We start from the raw sequence: 14,937 nt of genomic DNA, 5'->3' as shown, positions 1-14,937 counted from the left end.
CCCCATATAAATGTGAGCAGCGTTCACATCGTACGACCCGAAGGCAACCGACCACCGATGAACCAGCCCGTCCCCCACCACCACGTCGCGATCGTGGTCACCGGCCCAGGCGCGCTCGCGGCGGCGGTCCGGCTGCACCAGGCGGCGGTCGACGACGTCGTGCTGGTCGACCACGCCACCGACGAGGTGCTGGCACTGCACTGGCGGGCCGACCGGCAGCACTGGCACATCACGACCGCGAGCGGCGAGCAGACGGCGACCCACGTCGTCGTCGACACCGACGCTCTGGCCGACCGGCTGGTCGGCACCGCGGGCGTCTCCATGGCCGAGACCTGGGACGGCGAGCCCGTCGCCTATCTGGGAACATCCGTCCACGGCTTCCCGAACTGCTACCTGGTGCACGGCCCGGACATCGGCCTGCGCCACAACTCGGTCGAACAGATGCGAGAGTCGCAGGCGGAGTACCTCGCCGCGGCAGTGACCTACGCCCGCGACTTCGGCTTCGCCGCGGTCGAACCGACACCGGCGGCCCAACAGAACTACGGCGACTTCCGGCCGCGGCGCACTGCCGATTTCCGCCGGCGCACCAACCGCTTCACCCCGAGGGATCATCTGGTCCAGCGACCGGTGCGCGAGCTGGTCGCCGTCAGCGCGGCGGGTCGCCTCGCCACCGAAAGCTGTTGACGTACTTGCCCATATCCGCGGCCAGCTCCAGGCTGACCCCGGTCGGCGGCCCCGAGCCCGGACCGAATTCGCTGAACGGTCCGGCCGCGGCGGCGATCAACGCGAGGTCGTCCTTGACGGCCACCATGACCAGGATGCGGGTGCGTGAGGCCACGACGTTCTGTCCGTCCGGCCAGTCGTCGGCAGCGACGCCGTAACCCGGGTGGTACCCCACCAACGTGTTGGGTATCTCGTAGGCCACCCGCGAGTCGGGAAACTTGTCCAACAGCAACGTCATGGTGATGTCCCTGGCGTCGCGGCCCCGCGCCGGTTCGCCCCACAGCCGCATGATCCCGCCGGTGCCACCGGTGTATTGGGCCGTCACACCGGTGTCGTCCATGGTCACCGAATAGGCGGTACCCGGCGCCGGGTAGGAGACGCTGAAGGCACCGTCGGGGGCGGTGAAGCGCGGGTTGATCACCACGGGCTTCCCCATCGGCGGGTGACCGCAATTGGGTGGGCACTGATACCGCGCCACGGGTTGCGTCGTCGCAGCGGCGACGCCAACCAGCCCGAGCGCCAGCACCACCACCACCGCGGTCCAGACCGCGACCAGCCGCGGCGCGGACAGTGCGCGCGCGGCGTGGGGTGCATCGCCGCCAGATTCTTCGTGCCGCAACGTCAGCCGCAGGACCAGACGGAGCAGCAGCACCCCCAGCACGGCGAACGCGATGTGCCAGGCCAGCTTCGCCCACTGCGAGATGTCGGCCGAATCCTCGTCACCGAGCCACATGTGCGCCAGCACCGGCACGACCGCGATCAGCAGTACCCGCCACCAGATCCGGCTGCCGCGGGGCCGGAACCACAGTGCGGCACCGAGCATGCCGGCGGCGGCCGCCGCGGTGATGGGCATGGTGATGCCACGGATCACGGCGTCGATGAGAAAATCCGCCAACGGCTGGTCGTGGTCGACGAGTCCCGAATCCAGCTGGGCGAACATCCGGACCGCTGTGGTCGCGGCGGTCAGGCCCAAGGCGCCGCTCGCGCCGATGACATAGCCGTACAACGCTTTTCGGTCACCGGGACTGAAGAGCCGGAGAAGCAGTGCGGGCGCGATGACCAACAGCGCCTCCACCGCCGAGAGGCCGGCCTCGACAGTCCGCAGATGCACTGCGGCAACGCCACTTTCGAGCGGGACACCGTAGGCACGCGCGACGACGGCGCCGGACCCGAGGGCGAAGGCCACGCCGAACGCGATGCCGAGGCCCGCACTCACGAGCAGCCGGGCCTGCGCCGCGCCCTGGTAGTCCAACTGTCGGATGTACAGCGCGAACAGCAGCGGAATCCCCACGGCCACAAGCGAGATGAACAAACCGGGAAGCCGCAGTGCCGCGGCGCCGGCGAGCCATGCGACGAAGACGGCCACACCGATCTGGAACGCCCGGTGGCTGCGTGCCGGGAGCTGCGGGAACAGCGTGCTCACCAGTCCGATGCCGCTCATCCGGTTGTCCCCTGCGCCACCAGCAGGCTGCGCGCCAGCTTGTCGACATCGGGCGTGCCAAGACCGGTGACGGAGTCGAAGCCGGGGCCGGCCATCGCGACCGCGTTACCGCCCACGGTGACATCGTGGAACGCCGGAAGGCGGCCGGCCCGCTCCAGGCGGTACAGCAACGGGTTCAGGTCGCCGAGCAGTCGTCCGCCATGATCGAGCAGGTACTGGTCGATCACCGCGGCCATCCCGGCCCAGATCGGCGCGGACATGGACGTGCCACCGGCCAGCACCGTTTCACCGCCGAAGACCATGCGGGCTCCGGTGAAGAAGTCCGCGACCGCCGAGATGTCCGGGACCAGCCGCTTGTTGCGGCCGCGGTCCGACGGCACACCCCGTTGCCATGCCGGGCGGTCGAACAGGGCCGACGCCCCGCCGCCACTGCCGTGCGTCAGCGGCACGTCGAACCAGGCCAACTCACCCAGCCACTGGCCGTGCTCGTCGGTGGACAGCGTGGTGCCGCCGACGGCCGTCATCTCGGGCACCGACGCCACCGAGTCCAGGCCGATGTCGTCGATGCTCGGCGGTGCCGACCAGTCCTGCCCGCCTTTGCATTCCAGGCCCGCCAGGTCACCACTGGCGTCGAATGCGGTGGTGCCGCTCCGGTGCGCCCGCGCCAGGGCCGAGCGCACCGGCGCCAGATCGGCAGCGGTGAGCATCTTGTCGCAGCCCCAGCCGATCGACAGGCTCCACTCGGCGCCGGGGAAGCGCCGGTCGGCGTCGGCCATCATCTCGCCGATCTTGCGGTAGGCACCGTCGCCGGACACCGTCGGCCGGGCATTGACGTAGACGGTTCGGGCATCGGGCGCGATGGCGTGCGCCATCTGGAGATCCATCGTGGTTTCGCCGGTGCGCTCGGATGGCATGTCCCCCACCACGATGGGGGTGAAGCGCGGCAGCTGGTTCAGGTCGGCGAACATGTCGAGATCGGATTGATCGAAGCCGTCGAAACCGAAGATGACGATGGTCCGTCCCTTGCCCGTGTAGCCCTGATCGGACAGCGGAAAGACGTTGTAGGCGCGGCGCAGATCCTGGGCCGTGAGACCACCGGCGGGCACGTCACGCGGCATGATCAGCGGCCGCGACTCCCGGAACGGCGTGTAGCCGAGGAGCCTGCCGAATCCGCTCAGTTCGGGCACCAGCGACTGCGGCGGCTCAGGCTGACTGGTCGCGGCGTAGAAGGTCTGCCCGCGGCGCCCGCGGTAGTCGCGGACCTCGACGCGCAACGCCCGCGCCATGGCACGGGCGTCGCCTTCGACGGTGGCCCAGTCGTCGCCGGGCCGCCAGTGCACCGAAAGCCCTGCGGCTCTTGCCCATTGGATCAGCCCGTCGGGCCGCGTGGCACGTGTCAGCGCAGCGGTGAGTTCGACGTGCGCTGCTGCCGAGGGGCCGAGATCGACCGACGCCGAGAGCAGGTGGGCCAGTGGACCGGACAGGGACAGCCGTCCGCCCCGCTCAGCAGGCGGGCCGGCGGACGCCAGCGCCGTCAACCCCGCGGCTACCAGTACTGCGCCGATGCGCCGTACGGCGCATCGGCGACCTACTGGGATGGAGCTCCCGTCTTAGTGCGGAGCGGTGACGACGTTGCCCGGCAGCGCCGTCTGCGGTCCCGGAGCCTTCACCGTCGGGGAGAACGAGTTGCCACCCTTGGTGGGCCCGCCCTTCTCGCTCGGCGTCACCGGCGACGAGGAGGCGGGTGCCGACGTCGTGGTGGTGGTGCTCGTGGTGGTGGTCGGCTCTTCCTTGGCCTTCTCGCCGCAGGAAGACAGCAGGCCCATGGCGAGTCCGGCGGTCACGGCGAGGCCGGCCACCATCTTCTTGCGGGTCGAGTGCCGAACGGTGGTCATACCGATTCTCCTTAGTCCATTCCGTTCGCCCCGACGGCCGAAGCCACGAAGAAACGGGCATCGCGATCGTAATCTGATTCGCTTCTCACAGCATACCGACAAGCGATTTCCATTGCTGGGATATCTAGCCCGATATCGGGACATCGCACCATGCCAGCAAACAATGAGGCAGGCATGAGAATTCGGGCCGATAGCGCAACTACTGAGGCCGATGAGGCGGCAGTGGCTGTCAACCCTAAACGTTTCCTCAAAGTAGTACTTGGCGTACCAGTGACCAATACGGTCGGAATGGTTCGGACTTCAATGGCGAAGTCGTTTCACTGTCGAATACATAGGGGAAGTTTCACGTGAAAAACGAATTGCTGTTCCGCCGCACCGCCGCCGCCATCGGCATCGCCGCAGTCACCGGCGCCGCCGTCGTGGCCTGCTCGCAGACCAAGGACATCGGCTCCACCGCGTCGTCGGCCGCCAGCTCCGGCGCGAGTGCGGCATCATCCGCTGCCAGCTCGGGAGCCAGCGCGGCATCGTCCGCGGCCAGCTCCGCGTCGAGCGCCGCGTCATCGGCGATGGCCGGTCCACCCTCGTCCATCAACGCACCCGGCGTCGGCGAGGTACAACTCGACGGCCCCATCGCCGACGCGTACCACAAGGCCGGCGGCGAGGCCGCCCTCGGCCTACCGACCGCTCAGCCCCAGAAGGTCGGCGACGGTACGGTGCAGGCCTTCGCCAAAGGCACCATCTTCAGCTCGCCCGCGACCGGAGCCCATCTGGTACAGGGCGAAATTCTGCGCGAGTACACCGAAAAGGGCGGTGCGGGAGGCGAATTGGGCTTCCCCACCACCGATGAAGCGCAGACCGCAGGCGGCCCGGACGTGCCCAAAGGCGGCTGGATCAGCGAGTTCCAGAAGGGCACCATCACCTGGCTGAACCAGGGTGACGGCACCTTCAAGGCCACCATCACCCCCAAGCAGTAGTCACTGCTCTTCGGCGAGCGCGGCGAGCCGGGCCAGCGAGGCCTGCAGCCAGTCTGCGGAGGTCTGCCTGGCCCGGTTCAGCCGCTTCTCGTCGGTCAGTGCGGTCCAGTCGTAGGTATGGGTGACGCGGGTGTGCCCGTCGTCGATGGGCTCGAGTTCCCAGCGCCACAGGTGCCCCGGCTGCGGCAGTCCGGGTTCGGACGGCTTCCACGCGATGCGCCGTCCCTCGTCGAATTCGACGACGTGGTTCTCCCGGACGGCGCCGACGGTCAGCCCCATGACGAACACGTCACCCACGCCGCGGACGCGTTGGCCGGCGGCCGCCTCCGCCAGGTTGTCGTTGCCGTCCCACCGCGGCTGCTGTGCGGGGTCGGCGATCAGCTCGAAGATCCGCGCCGCCGGGGCGGCGATGTCACGGCTGGCGCTGACTACCCGAGTTTCGTTGTCCACGAGTCATATTCAACCCTATGTCGGCAGTCGCCGGTTGATCACCAGCGCGGAGATCACCGCACACGTCAGGGCAAACACGCCGAGGCGCAGCCATGCCGTCCCACCGGGTCCGCGGATGATCTCGTAGCCGATCTGCTGCTGAATGGCGTCGTAGCTCTTGTTCAGGTCCTCGATCTTGGCCGCCGTGTACATCTGCCCGCCGGACAGCTCGGCGACCCGCTTCATCGTGGTGTCGTTGACGGGGACGTTGACGCTCTGATTGTCGACCTTGATCTTGCCGCCCTTGGTCCCGAACGCGATGGTCGAGATCGGGGTGTCCGACTCTTTGGACGTCCGCGCCGCGGTGTACGCGCCGTGCGGGCTGTCCGGGTTGCCCGGCCGGTTCTCGGCGCCGTCGGACAGCAACACGATGCGTTTCGGCGGCTTGTCGGTGTTGCCACTGCCACCCAGCACGTCCGACAGGGTCGAGATCGCGCGCAGGGCCGCGAAGATGCCGTCGCCGGTCGCGGTGCCGTCGTCGACGGTGAGGTGGTCCAGCGCGGTGATGGTCGCGTTGTGGTCGGGGGTCGGCGACACCAGCAGGTTGGTGTTCCCGGAGAACGTGACCAGACCGAGGTTCACGCCGGGGGTCAGCTTCTTCGCGAACTGTTTGGCGGCGTCTTTCGCGGCGGCCAGCCGGCTCGGCGAGACGTCGTCGGCCTCCATGGACCGGGAGACGTCCATCACCAGCATGATCACCGCGCGGTTGCGCGGGGTCTTGATCTCGTGGGTGGGCGCGGCCAGAGCGACGGTCAGGGACAGCAGCGCGGCCACCGAGAACACCATCGGCAGGTGCCGCCAGCGCGTCGGCTGCAGGGGCACGACGTCGGTGCGCGGCTGGTCGCCGGCATAGCTGCGAAGCCGGGCACTGCGGTTGCGCTGTGCCGCGAGATAGGCGGCGACCAACGCGATGGGTAACAGTGCGGTCAGGAGCGACCAGGGGTGGGCGAAGCCCGACAATGACACCGATCCGATTCCCGGAAGACTCATCGGCGCCCCGTCGCGTTCGTCACCATAAGTGAAAAGTGTAGGAGTCGGTGCATCGTGCACCCGGTAGCGGGGCTGTGGCCTGCGACAACCGTCAGACCACGGCAGTCACAGCCGCCCCGTAAGCTGGCCGCGGACCGTCCCCGACACCCGCCGGAGGCCCATGCTCACCGTTCTGTACGTTCACGCGATCGCCACTGTGCTCGCTCCACTGTTGGTACGACGCTGGGGACGGCGGGCTTTCTATCCGCTCGCGCTGGCGCCCGCCGGCTCCCTGGTCTGGCTGGCTTCGAACTGGCCCGGCACCGGCGAGCAGACGGTGCACATCGACTGGGTGCCGCAGCTGTCCATGGACATCACGCTGCGGCTGGATTCGCTGTCGGCGATCATGTCGGTGCTGGTGCTGGGCGTCGGCACGCTCGTGCTCCTGTACTGCGCCGAGTACTTCCACCACGCGGACGGGCACACCGAGAACCGGCTGCCCAGCTTCGCCGCCGAACTCGTGGCGTTCTCGGGCGCCATGTTCGGACTGGTCTGCAGCGACAACACGCTGCTGCTGTATCTGTTCTGGGAGCTGACGACCATCCTGTCGTTCCTGCTCGTCGGCCACTACGCCGAACGCGTCGCCAGCCGGCGCGCGGCCACCCAGGCACTGCTGGTCACCACGTTCGGCGGCCTGGCGATGCTGACGGGCATCATCATGCTGGGCACGCTCTCCGGCACCTACCGGCTGTCGGACCTCGTCGCCAACGCGCCGACGGGCACCACGTCGTCGGTGGCCGTCGTGCTGGTGCTGATCGGTGCGCTGTCCAAGTCGGCCATCGTCCCGATGCATTTCTGGCTGCCGGGCGCCATGGCAGCGCCGACGCCCGTGAGCGCCTATCTGCACGCGGCGGCCATGGTGAAAGCGGGCGTGTACCTCATCGCCCGCATGACGCCCGGTTTCGCCGACCATCAGCCGTGGCGGCCGACGGTCGTGACGCTGGGTCTGGTCACGCTGCTGCTGGCGGGTTGGCGCGCCGTCCGCGAGTACGACCTCAAGCTGATCCTGGCCTTCGGCACGGTGAGCCAGCTCGGGTTGATCACGGTGATGGTCGGCGCCGGCGGTGGCGATCTGATGCTCGCCGGCCTCGCCATGCTGTGCGCGCATGCCATGTTCAAGGCCGCACTGTTCATGGTCGTCGGGATCATCGACCACGCCACCGGCACCCGTGACATCCGGAAGCTGGCCTGGCTCGGCCAACGCAGTCCCGTGCTGCTGGGCATCGCCGTCGCCGCGGCCGCCAGCATGGCCGGGCTGCCGCCCTTCCTCGGCTTCGTCGCGAAGGAAGCCGATTTCGAAACCCTGTGGCACAGCCCGACGTTGGGGGCCTCCGCCCCGTTGGTGCTGGCGACGGTGGCGTTCGGGTCGGTCTTCACCATGATCTACAGCCTGCGGTTCCTGTACGGGGCGTTCGCGCGTAAAGGCAAGGACGAGCCCACGATTCGCGTCGCCGAGATGCACCGGCCCACCGTCGGTTTCCTGGTGCCACCGGGCTTCCTGGCCGTCGCCGGCCTCGGCTTCGGGTTGCTGCCGAACGCGCTGGACCACGCCATCGCCGACTACACCGCGACCATGCCGGGCAGTACCGGGTACCACCTGGCGCTGTGGCACGGCGTCAACATGCCGCTGCTGCTGTCGGCCGTGATCGTCGCTGCCGGCGCGGCGGCGTTCGCTCTGCGGCATCGACTGGAGCGCATCCGGGTGCCCTATCTACCGCTGGGCAACGCCGATCGGATGTACGACGCGGCCATCCGTGGCGCGGACCGCTTCGCCGTGCGGTTGACGGCGTTCACCCAGCGCGGTTCGATCCCGACGACGCAGGCGATGATCCTGTCCACCCTGACCGTGCTGCCCATCGCGGTGCTGTTGCTGGGCCCGCGGGACCAGCCCGACCTGAAATTGTGGAATTCGCCGCTGCAGGTGGTCGTCGGCCTCATCGTGCTGGCGGCGGCAGTCAGCGCGACGGTGATGCGCAACCGTCTGGCGGCCGTGCTGGTCGTCGGCGTCACCGGTTACGGCTGCGGCACGCTCTACATCTTCTACGGGGCACCGGACCTGGCGTTGACCCAATTCCTGGTCGAGACACTGACTTTGGTGGTCTTCCTGCTGGTGCTGCGCACCCTGCCCGCCGAATCCGACGCCGCCCACATGAAGCGGCACCGGCTCCCCCGCGCGCTGCTGGCCACCGCTGTCGGCGCGTCGGTGACGGCGCTGGCGGTCTACGCCATGGCCGCCCGCCACACCCGGCCGCTGGCCGAACTGCTGCCCGACGCCGCGTACTACCGCGGGCACGGCGCCAACACCGTCAACGTGCTACTCGTGGACATCCGGGCCTGGGACACCCTCGGCGAAATCTCGGTGCTGCTGGTCGCCGCGACGGGCGTGGCTTCAATGGTGTTCCGGCACAGGCGTTTCGGTTCGGCGCCCCGGGTACCGAAGGATTACCGGCCGACACCCGACATCACCTGGCTGCGCGGCAGCGACCTGCGCGATCCGCGGCACCGGTCCCTGGTGCTCGAAGTCGCGACCCGCATGATCTTCCCGCTCATCATGGTGCTGTCGGTGTACTTCTTCTTCGCCGGGCACAACACGCCCGGCGGCGGTTTCGCCGGCGGCCTGACGGCCGGTCTGGCGCTGGTGCTTCGGTACCTCGCCGGCGGCCGTTACGAATTGGGCGAGACGCTGCCGCTGGACGCCGGGAAGATTCTGGGCGCCGGCCTGGCCCTGTCCGCCGGGACGGCGACAGCCTCGCTGCTGCTCGGTGCGCCGGTGCTGTCCAGCGCGGTCGTGAAATTCACGCTGCCCCTGCTGGGTTCGGTGAAGGTGGTGACGGCGCTGTTCTTCGACCTCGGCGTGTACCTCATCGTCGTGGGCCTGGTGCTGGACATCCTGCGCAGCCTGGGAGCGAAAGTCGACGAAGAGTTGTACGCACCACGTGAGGCGGCCGCCCGATGACGACCTATCTCGTCCCGCTCGTGCTCATCGGCGGTCTCACCGGCACCGGTGTGTACCTGCTGCTGGAGCGCAACCTGACCCGAATGCTGTTGGGCCTGTTGCTGATCGGCAACGCGGTGAACCTGCTGATCCTGGTGATGGGTGGCGACTCCGGTAATCCGCCGGTGCGCGGCCGCACCAGCCACGGTCGGACGGGGATCGCCGATCCGCTGGCGCAGGGCATGGTGCTGACTTCCATCGTCATCACGATGGGCGTCGCCGCGTTCGTGCTGGCGCTCATCTATCGGGCCTACCGCCTGACCACGGTCGAAGAGGTGGGCAACGACCCCGAGGACAGCCGCGTGGTGCAGCTGTCGTCCACCGACACCCCGGCGGTCGAGGAGGACCGCGGCAAGCCCGCCGTCGTCACCGACGCCGACGCACCCGCGGAACTCGACGCGCTGCCCGCCGACCCGGTGGAGCAGGCGTGACGGCGGGTGCGGTGCTGGCGCCGCTGCCCGTGCTGATCCCGATCCTCGGTGCCGCCACGACGTTGTTCGCGGGGCGCCGGCCGCGGCTGCAGCAGATCATCGCGGTCGTGGCGCTCGCTGCGGTGACGGCGGTCTGCGCGGCGCTGGTCTACGTCGTCGACCACAGCGGCACCGTCGCCGTCCACGTCGGCGGCTGGGGTCAGACCGAGCCCGGGATGGGACCGCTCGGCATTGTCCTTGTCGTCGACCGGCTTTCGGCCCTGATGCTGGTGGTGTCCTCGATCGTGCTGCTGGCGGTCGTCTGGTACGCCATCGGGCAGGGGATCCGCGACGGCGGTGACGAACAGCCGGTGTCGATCTTCCTGCCGACCTACCTGGTGCTGTCGGCGGGCGTGTGCATCGCGTTCCTCGCGGGTGATCTGTTCAACCTGTTCGTCGGCTTCGAGGTGCTGCTGGCCGCGAGCTTCGTGCTGCTGACCGTCGGTGCCAGCGAGGAGCGGGTCCGCGCCGGCATCGGCTACGTCATGGTGTCGATGGTGTCGTCGGTGATCTTCCTGATCGGCATCGCCCTGATCTACGCGGCCACCGGCACGCTGAACCTGGCCGAGCTGGCGAACCGGCTCGACGGCATCACGCCGGGCACCCGCGCGGCGCTGTTCGCGGTGCTGCTGGTGGCGTTCGGCATCAAGGCGGCGGTGTTCCCGCTGTCGGCATGGCTGCCCGACTCCTACCCCACCGCCCCGGCGCCGGTCACCGCGGTGTTCGCCGGCCTGCTGACCAAAGTCGGTGTGTACGCGATCATCCGGGCCCACACCCTGCTGTTCCCGGGTGGCGCACTGGACGGCGTGCTCATGGTCGCGGCGCTGCTGACCATGTTGATCGGCATCTTCGGCGCCATGGCCCAGAGCGACATCAAGCGGCTGCTGTCCTTCACCCTGGTCAGCCATATCGGTTACCTGGTGTTCGGCATCGCGGTGTCCAACCGGATCGGCATGGCCGGCGCCATCTACTACGTGGCCCACCACATCGTCGTGCAGACCACGCTCTTCCTCGTGGTGGGACTGATCGAGCGGCAGGCCGGGGCATCCACGCTGCAGCGCCTCGGCGGACTCGCGGCAGCCAGCCCGCTGCTGGCGTTCGTGTTCATCGTCCCGGCCCTGAATCTCGGTGGCATTCCGCCGTTCTCGGGTTTCATCGGCAAGGTGGCGTTGCTGCAGGCGGGAGCGACGAGCGCGTCGGTCCTGGCGTGGGCGCTGGTCGCCGGTTCGGTCGTCACCAGCCTGCTGACGCTGTACGTGATGGCGCGTGTGTGGACCCTCGCGTTCTGGCGCGCCCGCGCCGACGCGCCGGAGGGCATGCTGTCCACGGCGGCCCCGGCCGGCCTGTTGGAACCGGTGGCGAATGTGGCGGTCGACGACCGGCCGGATGTCGGCCGGATGCCCGTCAGCATGCTGGCTCCGACCGCGGTTCTCATCGCGGTGGGGCTCGCCCTGACGGTGTTCGCAGGGCCCATCTTCGGGTTCGCGGAACGCGCCGCCGACCAGGTCACCGACCGCGGCCAGTACATTTCGGCGGTGTTGACGCCATGAGGCAGTGGTTACCGCGCGTGGGCATCCTGGTCTGGCTGATGGCCGTGTGGATTCTGTTGTGGGGCAACATCTCCGTTGCCAACATCCTCGGCGGGCTCGCCGTCGGCGTGCTGATCACGGTGCTGCTGCCGTTGCCACAGGTTCCGGTGGCGGGCCGGCTCCATCCACTGTCACTGGCGTGGCTCGTGCTCAAGGTCGCCTACTACCTGGTGCAGTCCTCGATACAACTCGCGTGGCTCGCGGTGAGACCCGGACCCCCACCGCTGACCGCGGTGCTCCGGGCGCGGCTCGCCCTCAAATCGGATCTGGTGCTGGCAGTGGCGGTCAACGTCATCAACCTCATCCCCGGTTCGATCGTGCTGGAGGTCGATCAGGCGCGCCGGATGATCTACGTCCACGTCCTCGACGTCGGCTCCGAGCGCGCGGTGCAGCAGTTCCACCGCCAGATCGCCGAGGTGGAACGGTTGATGATCGCCTCGTTCGAACGTGAATCCCATTGGCAGCCTTTGGAAGCGGACCCCGCATGAACACCATCTGGACCATCGCCGCCGTACTGCTGATCGCGGCCGCGGCCATCACGGTGTTCCGGCTGCTGGCCGGCCCCGGCACCCTGGACCGCCTGGTCGCGCTGGACACGTTCGTCGCCGTCACCATGTGCGGCATCGGCACGTGGGCGGCATACAGCCTCGACACCACGGCGACCTACAGCTTGACGGCGCTGGCCCTGATCACCTTCGTCGGCTCGGTCAGCGTGGCCCGGTTCCGTGTCCGCGACACCGATCAGGAGCCGCCGCAATGAACGTATTCGACGTGGTCACAGGCGCTTTGGTCCTCGCGGGATCGGTGCTGGCACTGACGGCGGCCATCGGCGTGGTGCGTTTCCCCGACACGCTGTCACGGCTGCAGGCCGCCAGTAAGCCCCAGGTGCTGGGACTGCTGCTGGTGCTGACCGGGGCCGGGCTGCGCCTGCGCGGGCACGCCGACGTCGGCATGCTGATCCTGGCCGGATTGTTCACCCTGATCACCGCTCCGGTGGTGGCCAACCGCGTCGGCCAGCTCGCCTATCGTGAACAGAGTTTCCGCGACGACCTTCTGATCCGCGACGAATTGGACGACCATGGCGCGAACTGACGACGATTCCTGGGACATCACCGAAAGCGTGGGCGCCACCGCGTTGGGGGTGGCGATGGCCCGGGCCGCCGAATCCGCTTCGGAGAAACCACTGTTCGACGACCCCTACGCGCAGCTCTTCATCGACGCGGCCACCGCGGCCGGCTGGTCTTCGTCGTTCTCCGGCGGCGCTGCCGGTTCGGCGCAGGCGCAACGGATGCGCATGGTGTGGGCATATGCCGCAGCACGCACCAAATGGTTCGACGAGTTCTTCGCGTCGACCAGCGCCGACGGCATCCGCCAGGTGGTCATCCTGGCCGCGGGGCTGGACGCACGGGCCTGGCGACTCCCCTGGCCGGACGGCACCGTGGTTTTCGAGATCGACCAGCCGAAAGTGTTGGCGTTCAAGGAGGAAACCCTGGCCGCCCATGACATTCAGTCGGTCGCCCGGCACGTCGGCGTACCCATCGACCTCCGCCAGGACTGGCCGGAAGCCTTGCAGCGAAGTGGTTTCGACCCCGCCCAGCCGACGGCCTGGCTCGCCGAGGGGCTGCTGCCCTACCTGCCCGCCGAGGCCCAGGGTCTGTTGTTCGACCGCATCCACGAACTCAGCGCGCCCGGTAGCCGCGCCGCCGTCGAGGGCTTCGGCGCCAACTACTTCAGCGAAGAGAACCAGCGCATCCGCAAAGCCCGCATGGATGCGATCCGCGAGGAAGCCGCCAAGGCCGGTCAGCAGGTGACCGACGTCGCCGAGCTCTTCTACCCGGAGCCGCGCGAGGACGTCGCCGAGTGGCTGACGCGCCACGGCTGGCAGGCCCGCGTCGAGACCTCCGTCGAGGTCACCACCAGGTACAAGCCGGAAATCGCCGCCGAGGTGCCGGACATCGGCAGCGAGTTCGTGGACGCCAAGCTCAGTTGAACTTGATCTTCACCTGCTCGCCGCTGACGTCGGCGGTGGTGCCGGTGACGTACGAGGTCACCGTGCCGCGCTTGGTCCCGCCGTTGCGGCCCTGGCCGCTCACGTCGTAGTGGACCTCGCCGGAAATACGTACCTCCATGCGGTATTCGTCCAGATCACCGACCTTGACGGCGCTCATGTCGGGCGGGCTCCACGTCACGGTGCCGTCGACCAGATCGCGATCATTCAGCTTCACCGGGCAGGGCGCCGGCGGCACCAGTGAGCGCGACGACGAGCAGCTGCCGTACGCCGCATCCAGCAGCTTGGTGATGGTCTTGGTGCCGGAGTCGTTGAGCGCGAACTTCGGCTGCAGGTAGGCGCTCGCCGAATACCCTTCGATGGCGTCGAGCAGCAGCGGCTTGCTGTTGGTGACCGTCACGTACGGGCTCGTGCTGCCGAGTTCCAGGAAGCCGGGGAACACATAGATCGCCGATTCCTCGCCGATCTCCTTGCCGAACACCGTCATCGTCTTGTCCGCGGCGTTGTTGGAACTACTCAGCGACGACAGATCGACCTTGACGGCGGCGTGGGCCAGCTGCCATTTGCCGCCTTCCTTCTTGACGTGGATCGTCGCGTCGGAATTCTTGTCACCGAACTTGGCCGCCACATGGACGTCGGCGCGGCCGATGGACTCCATGGTCTTGTCTTCGTTCAGGATGCGGATGTCACTGATCGGCCATTCGGCGGTCTGCTTCTTCAGCACGTCGCTGGAGAGGAACTCCTTCGATGCCGGCTGGTCGTTGCTGAAGGACAGCGCCATGTCGGCATTGCCGTTCGACAGCGCCTCCAGGTAGCCCTTGACGACCTCGCTGGCGGAGCTCGAGCCGCTGCTGTCTCCCGAACCGAACGAGTCGTAGACGTAGTAGATGCCACCACCCAGTACGACGAGCACCACCACGATGGCCGCGATGATCAGCGGCACCTTGTTCTTCTTCGGCGGGGTGACGAACGGCTGGGCGCCGTAGCCACCTGCGGGTGCACCCGGGGCACCTGGCCAGCCCATGGGGGCGGTACCGGGAGCGCTCGGCGGCTGGCCCCAGCCGCCGGTCTGCGGCGCGGCCGGCTGGCCCCACGCCGGTGTCTGCGGCGGGCCTGCCGGCTGCTGACCGGCCGGCGGCTGACTCAACGGCGGCGGCGTCTGCGGCGGCCATCCGGGGGCGGCCGGTGGCGTGGTCTGGTGAATCGCCGTCTCTTCTTCGTCGGACGACCTGCCCGCGCCGCCACCTGGGTTGGGACCGTTGTAACCGCTCCCCTGCCAACCCGTCATCGTGAACCCTCCCCGTAACACAACAAGCTGTGTCAA

At 68.4% G+C, this 14,937-nt stretch carries 15 protein-coding genes; 9 read left to right on the top strand and 6 right to left on the bottom strand.

Going from position 1 to position 14,937, the window contains the following annotated elements; genetic code table 11:
• Nucleotides 1-57: 57 nt before the first annotated feature.
• Nucleotides 58-684: a hypothetical protein gene (locus tag ACJH6J_RS07260; protein WP_406803752.1), complete on the top strand. Its 627-nt coding sequence runs from the start codon at nt 58-60 to the stop codon at nt 682-684.
• On the opposite strand, the gene ACJH6J_RS07255 is transcribed toward ACJH6J_RS07260, so the two are convergent.
• The 3 genes from ACJH6J_RS07255 to ACJH6J_RS07245 form a co-directional block, all read right to left on the bottom strand.
• Nucleotides 647-2,164: a zinc ribbon domain-containing protein gene (locus tag ACJH6J_RS07255; protein WP_406803751.1), complete on the bottom strand. Its 1,518-nt coding sequence runs from the start codon at nt 2,162-2,164 to the stop codon at nt 647-649. The genes ACJH6J_RS07260 and ACJH6J_RS07255 overlap by 38 nt on opposite strands.
• On the bottom strand, nt 2,161-3,702 hold the full coding sequence (locus tag ACJH6J_RS07250) for a S53 family peptidase (protein ID WP_318986639.1): 1,542 nt from the start codon (nt 3,700-3,702) through the stop codon (nt 2,161-2,163). The genes ACJH6J_RS07255 and ACJH6J_RS07250 overlap by 4 nt, the downstream gene beginning before the upstream one ends.
• Nucleotides 3,703-3,774: 72 nt before the next feature.
• Nucleotides 3,775-4,059 (bottom strand): hypothetical protein, encoded by a 285-nt coding sequence (locus ACJH6J_RS07245; protein WP_167526427.1) that lies wholly within the window; start codon nt 4,057-4,059, stop codon nt 3,775-3,777.
• A 347-nt stretch (nt 4,060-4,406) separates the two neighbouring features.
• Here ACJH6J_RS07245 and ACJH6J_RS07240 point away from each other — a divergent pair, with 347 nt between their 5' ends.
• Complete coding sequence (locus ACJH6J_RS07240; protein ID WP_406774292.1) at nt 4,407-5,033, top strand: LGFP repeat-containing protein; 627 nt, start codon at nt 4,407-4,409, stop codon at nt 5,031-5,033.
• Here the strand turns inward: ACJH6J_RS07240 and ACJH6J_RS07235 are convergent, their stop codons facing one another.
• Together ACJH6J_RS07235 and ACJH6J_RS07230 are read right to left on the bottom strand one after the other, a co-directional pair.
• Complete coding sequence (locus ACJH6J_RS07235) at nt 5,034-5,483, bottom strand: SRPBCC family protein (RefSeq protein WP_318986640.1); 450 nt, start codon at nt 5,481-5,483, stop codon at nt 5,034-5,036.
• Between the two features lie 15 nt (nt 5,484-5,498).
• A complete protein-coding gene (locus ACJH6J_RS07230) occupies nt 5,499-6,512 on the bottom strand; it encodes a VWA domain-containing protein (protein ID WP_318986641.1) in 1,014 nt (337 codons plus the stop codon).
• A gap of 160 nt (nt 6,513-6,672) precedes the next feature.
• Here ACJH6J_RS07230 and ACJH6J_RS07225 point away from each other — a divergent pair, with 160 nt between their 5' ends.
• From ACJH6J_RS07225 to ACJH6J_RS07195, 7 genes are read left to right on the top strand one after another with little or no spacing between them, the layout of a single operon-like run.
• Complete coding sequence (locus tag ACJH6J_RS07225; RefSeq protein WP_406803750.1) at nt 6,673-9,507, top strand: Na+/H+ antiporter subunit A; 2,835 nt, start codon at nt 6,673-6,675, stop codon at nt 9,505-9,507.
• Nucleotides 9,504-9,977, top strand: coding sequence for a Na(+)/H(+) antiporter subunit C (locus ACJH6J_RS07220; protein WP_318986643.1), 474 nt, complete (start codon nt 9,504-9,506; stop codon nt 9,975-9,977). Before ACJH6J_RS07225 ends, ACJH6J_RS07220 begins: the two co-directional genes overlap by 4 nt.
• Entirely contained in the window at nt 9,974-11,566 is a 1,593-nt protein-coding gene (locus ACJH6J_RS07215) for a Na+/H+ antiporter subunit D (protein ID WP_406803749.1), read from the top strand. Before ACJH6J_RS07220 ends, ACJH6J_RS07215 begins: the two co-directional genes overlap by 4 nt.
• Nucleotides 11,563-12,093 (top strand): Na+/H+ antiporter subunit E, encoded by a 531-nt coding sequence (locus ACJH6J_RS07210; RefSeq protein WP_406803748.1) that lies wholly within the window; start codon nt 11,563-11,565, stop codon nt 12,091-12,093. The genes ACJH6J_RS07215 and ACJH6J_RS07210 overlap by 4 nt, the downstream gene beginning before the upstream one ends.
• Complete coding sequence (locus tag ACJH6J_RS07205; protein ID WP_061001362.1) at nt 12,090-12,365, top strand: monovalent cation/H+ antiporter complex subunit F; 276 nt, start codon at nt 12,090-12,092, stop codon at nt 12,363-12,365. Before ACJH6J_RS07210 ends, ACJH6J_RS07205 begins: the two co-directional genes overlap by 4 nt.
• Complete coding sequence (mnhG, locus tag ACJH6J_RS07200; RefSeq protein WP_135356082.1) at nt 12,362-12,697, top strand: monovalent cation/H(+) antiporter subunit G; 336 nt, start codon at nt 12,362-12,364, stop codon at nt 12,695-12,697. The genes ACJH6J_RS07205 and mnhG overlap by 4 nt, the downstream gene beginning before the upstream one ends.
• Nucleotides 12,684-13,595: a class I SAM-dependent methyltransferase gene (locus tag ACJH6J_RS07195; protein WP_061001364.1), complete on the top strand. Its 912-nt coding sequence runs from the start codon at nt 12,684-12,686 to the stop codon at nt 13,593-13,595. The genes mnhG and ACJH6J_RS07195 overlap by 14 nt, the downstream gene beginning before the upstream one ends.
• Here ACJH6J_RS07195 and ACJH6J_RS07190 read toward each other — a convergent pair.
• On the bottom strand, nt 13,588-14,901 hold the full coding sequence (locus ACJH6J_RS07190) for a DUF4878 domain-containing protein (RefSeq protein ID WP_061001365.1): 1,314 nt from the start codon (nt 14,899-14,901) through the stop codon (nt 13,588-13,590). The genes ACJH6J_RS07195 and ACJH6J_RS07190 overlap by 8 nt on opposite strands.
• Nucleotides 14,902-14,937 lie beyond the last annotated feature (36 nt).

Origin of the sequence: Mycobacterium sp. SMC-18 (genome assembly GCF_045310895.1) — a bacterium.
Classification (GTDB): Bacteria; Actinomycetota; Actinomycetes; order Mycobacteriales; family Mycobacteriaceae; genus Mycobacterium.
This window is presented reverse-complemented; position numbering and strand designations above follow the sequence as displayed.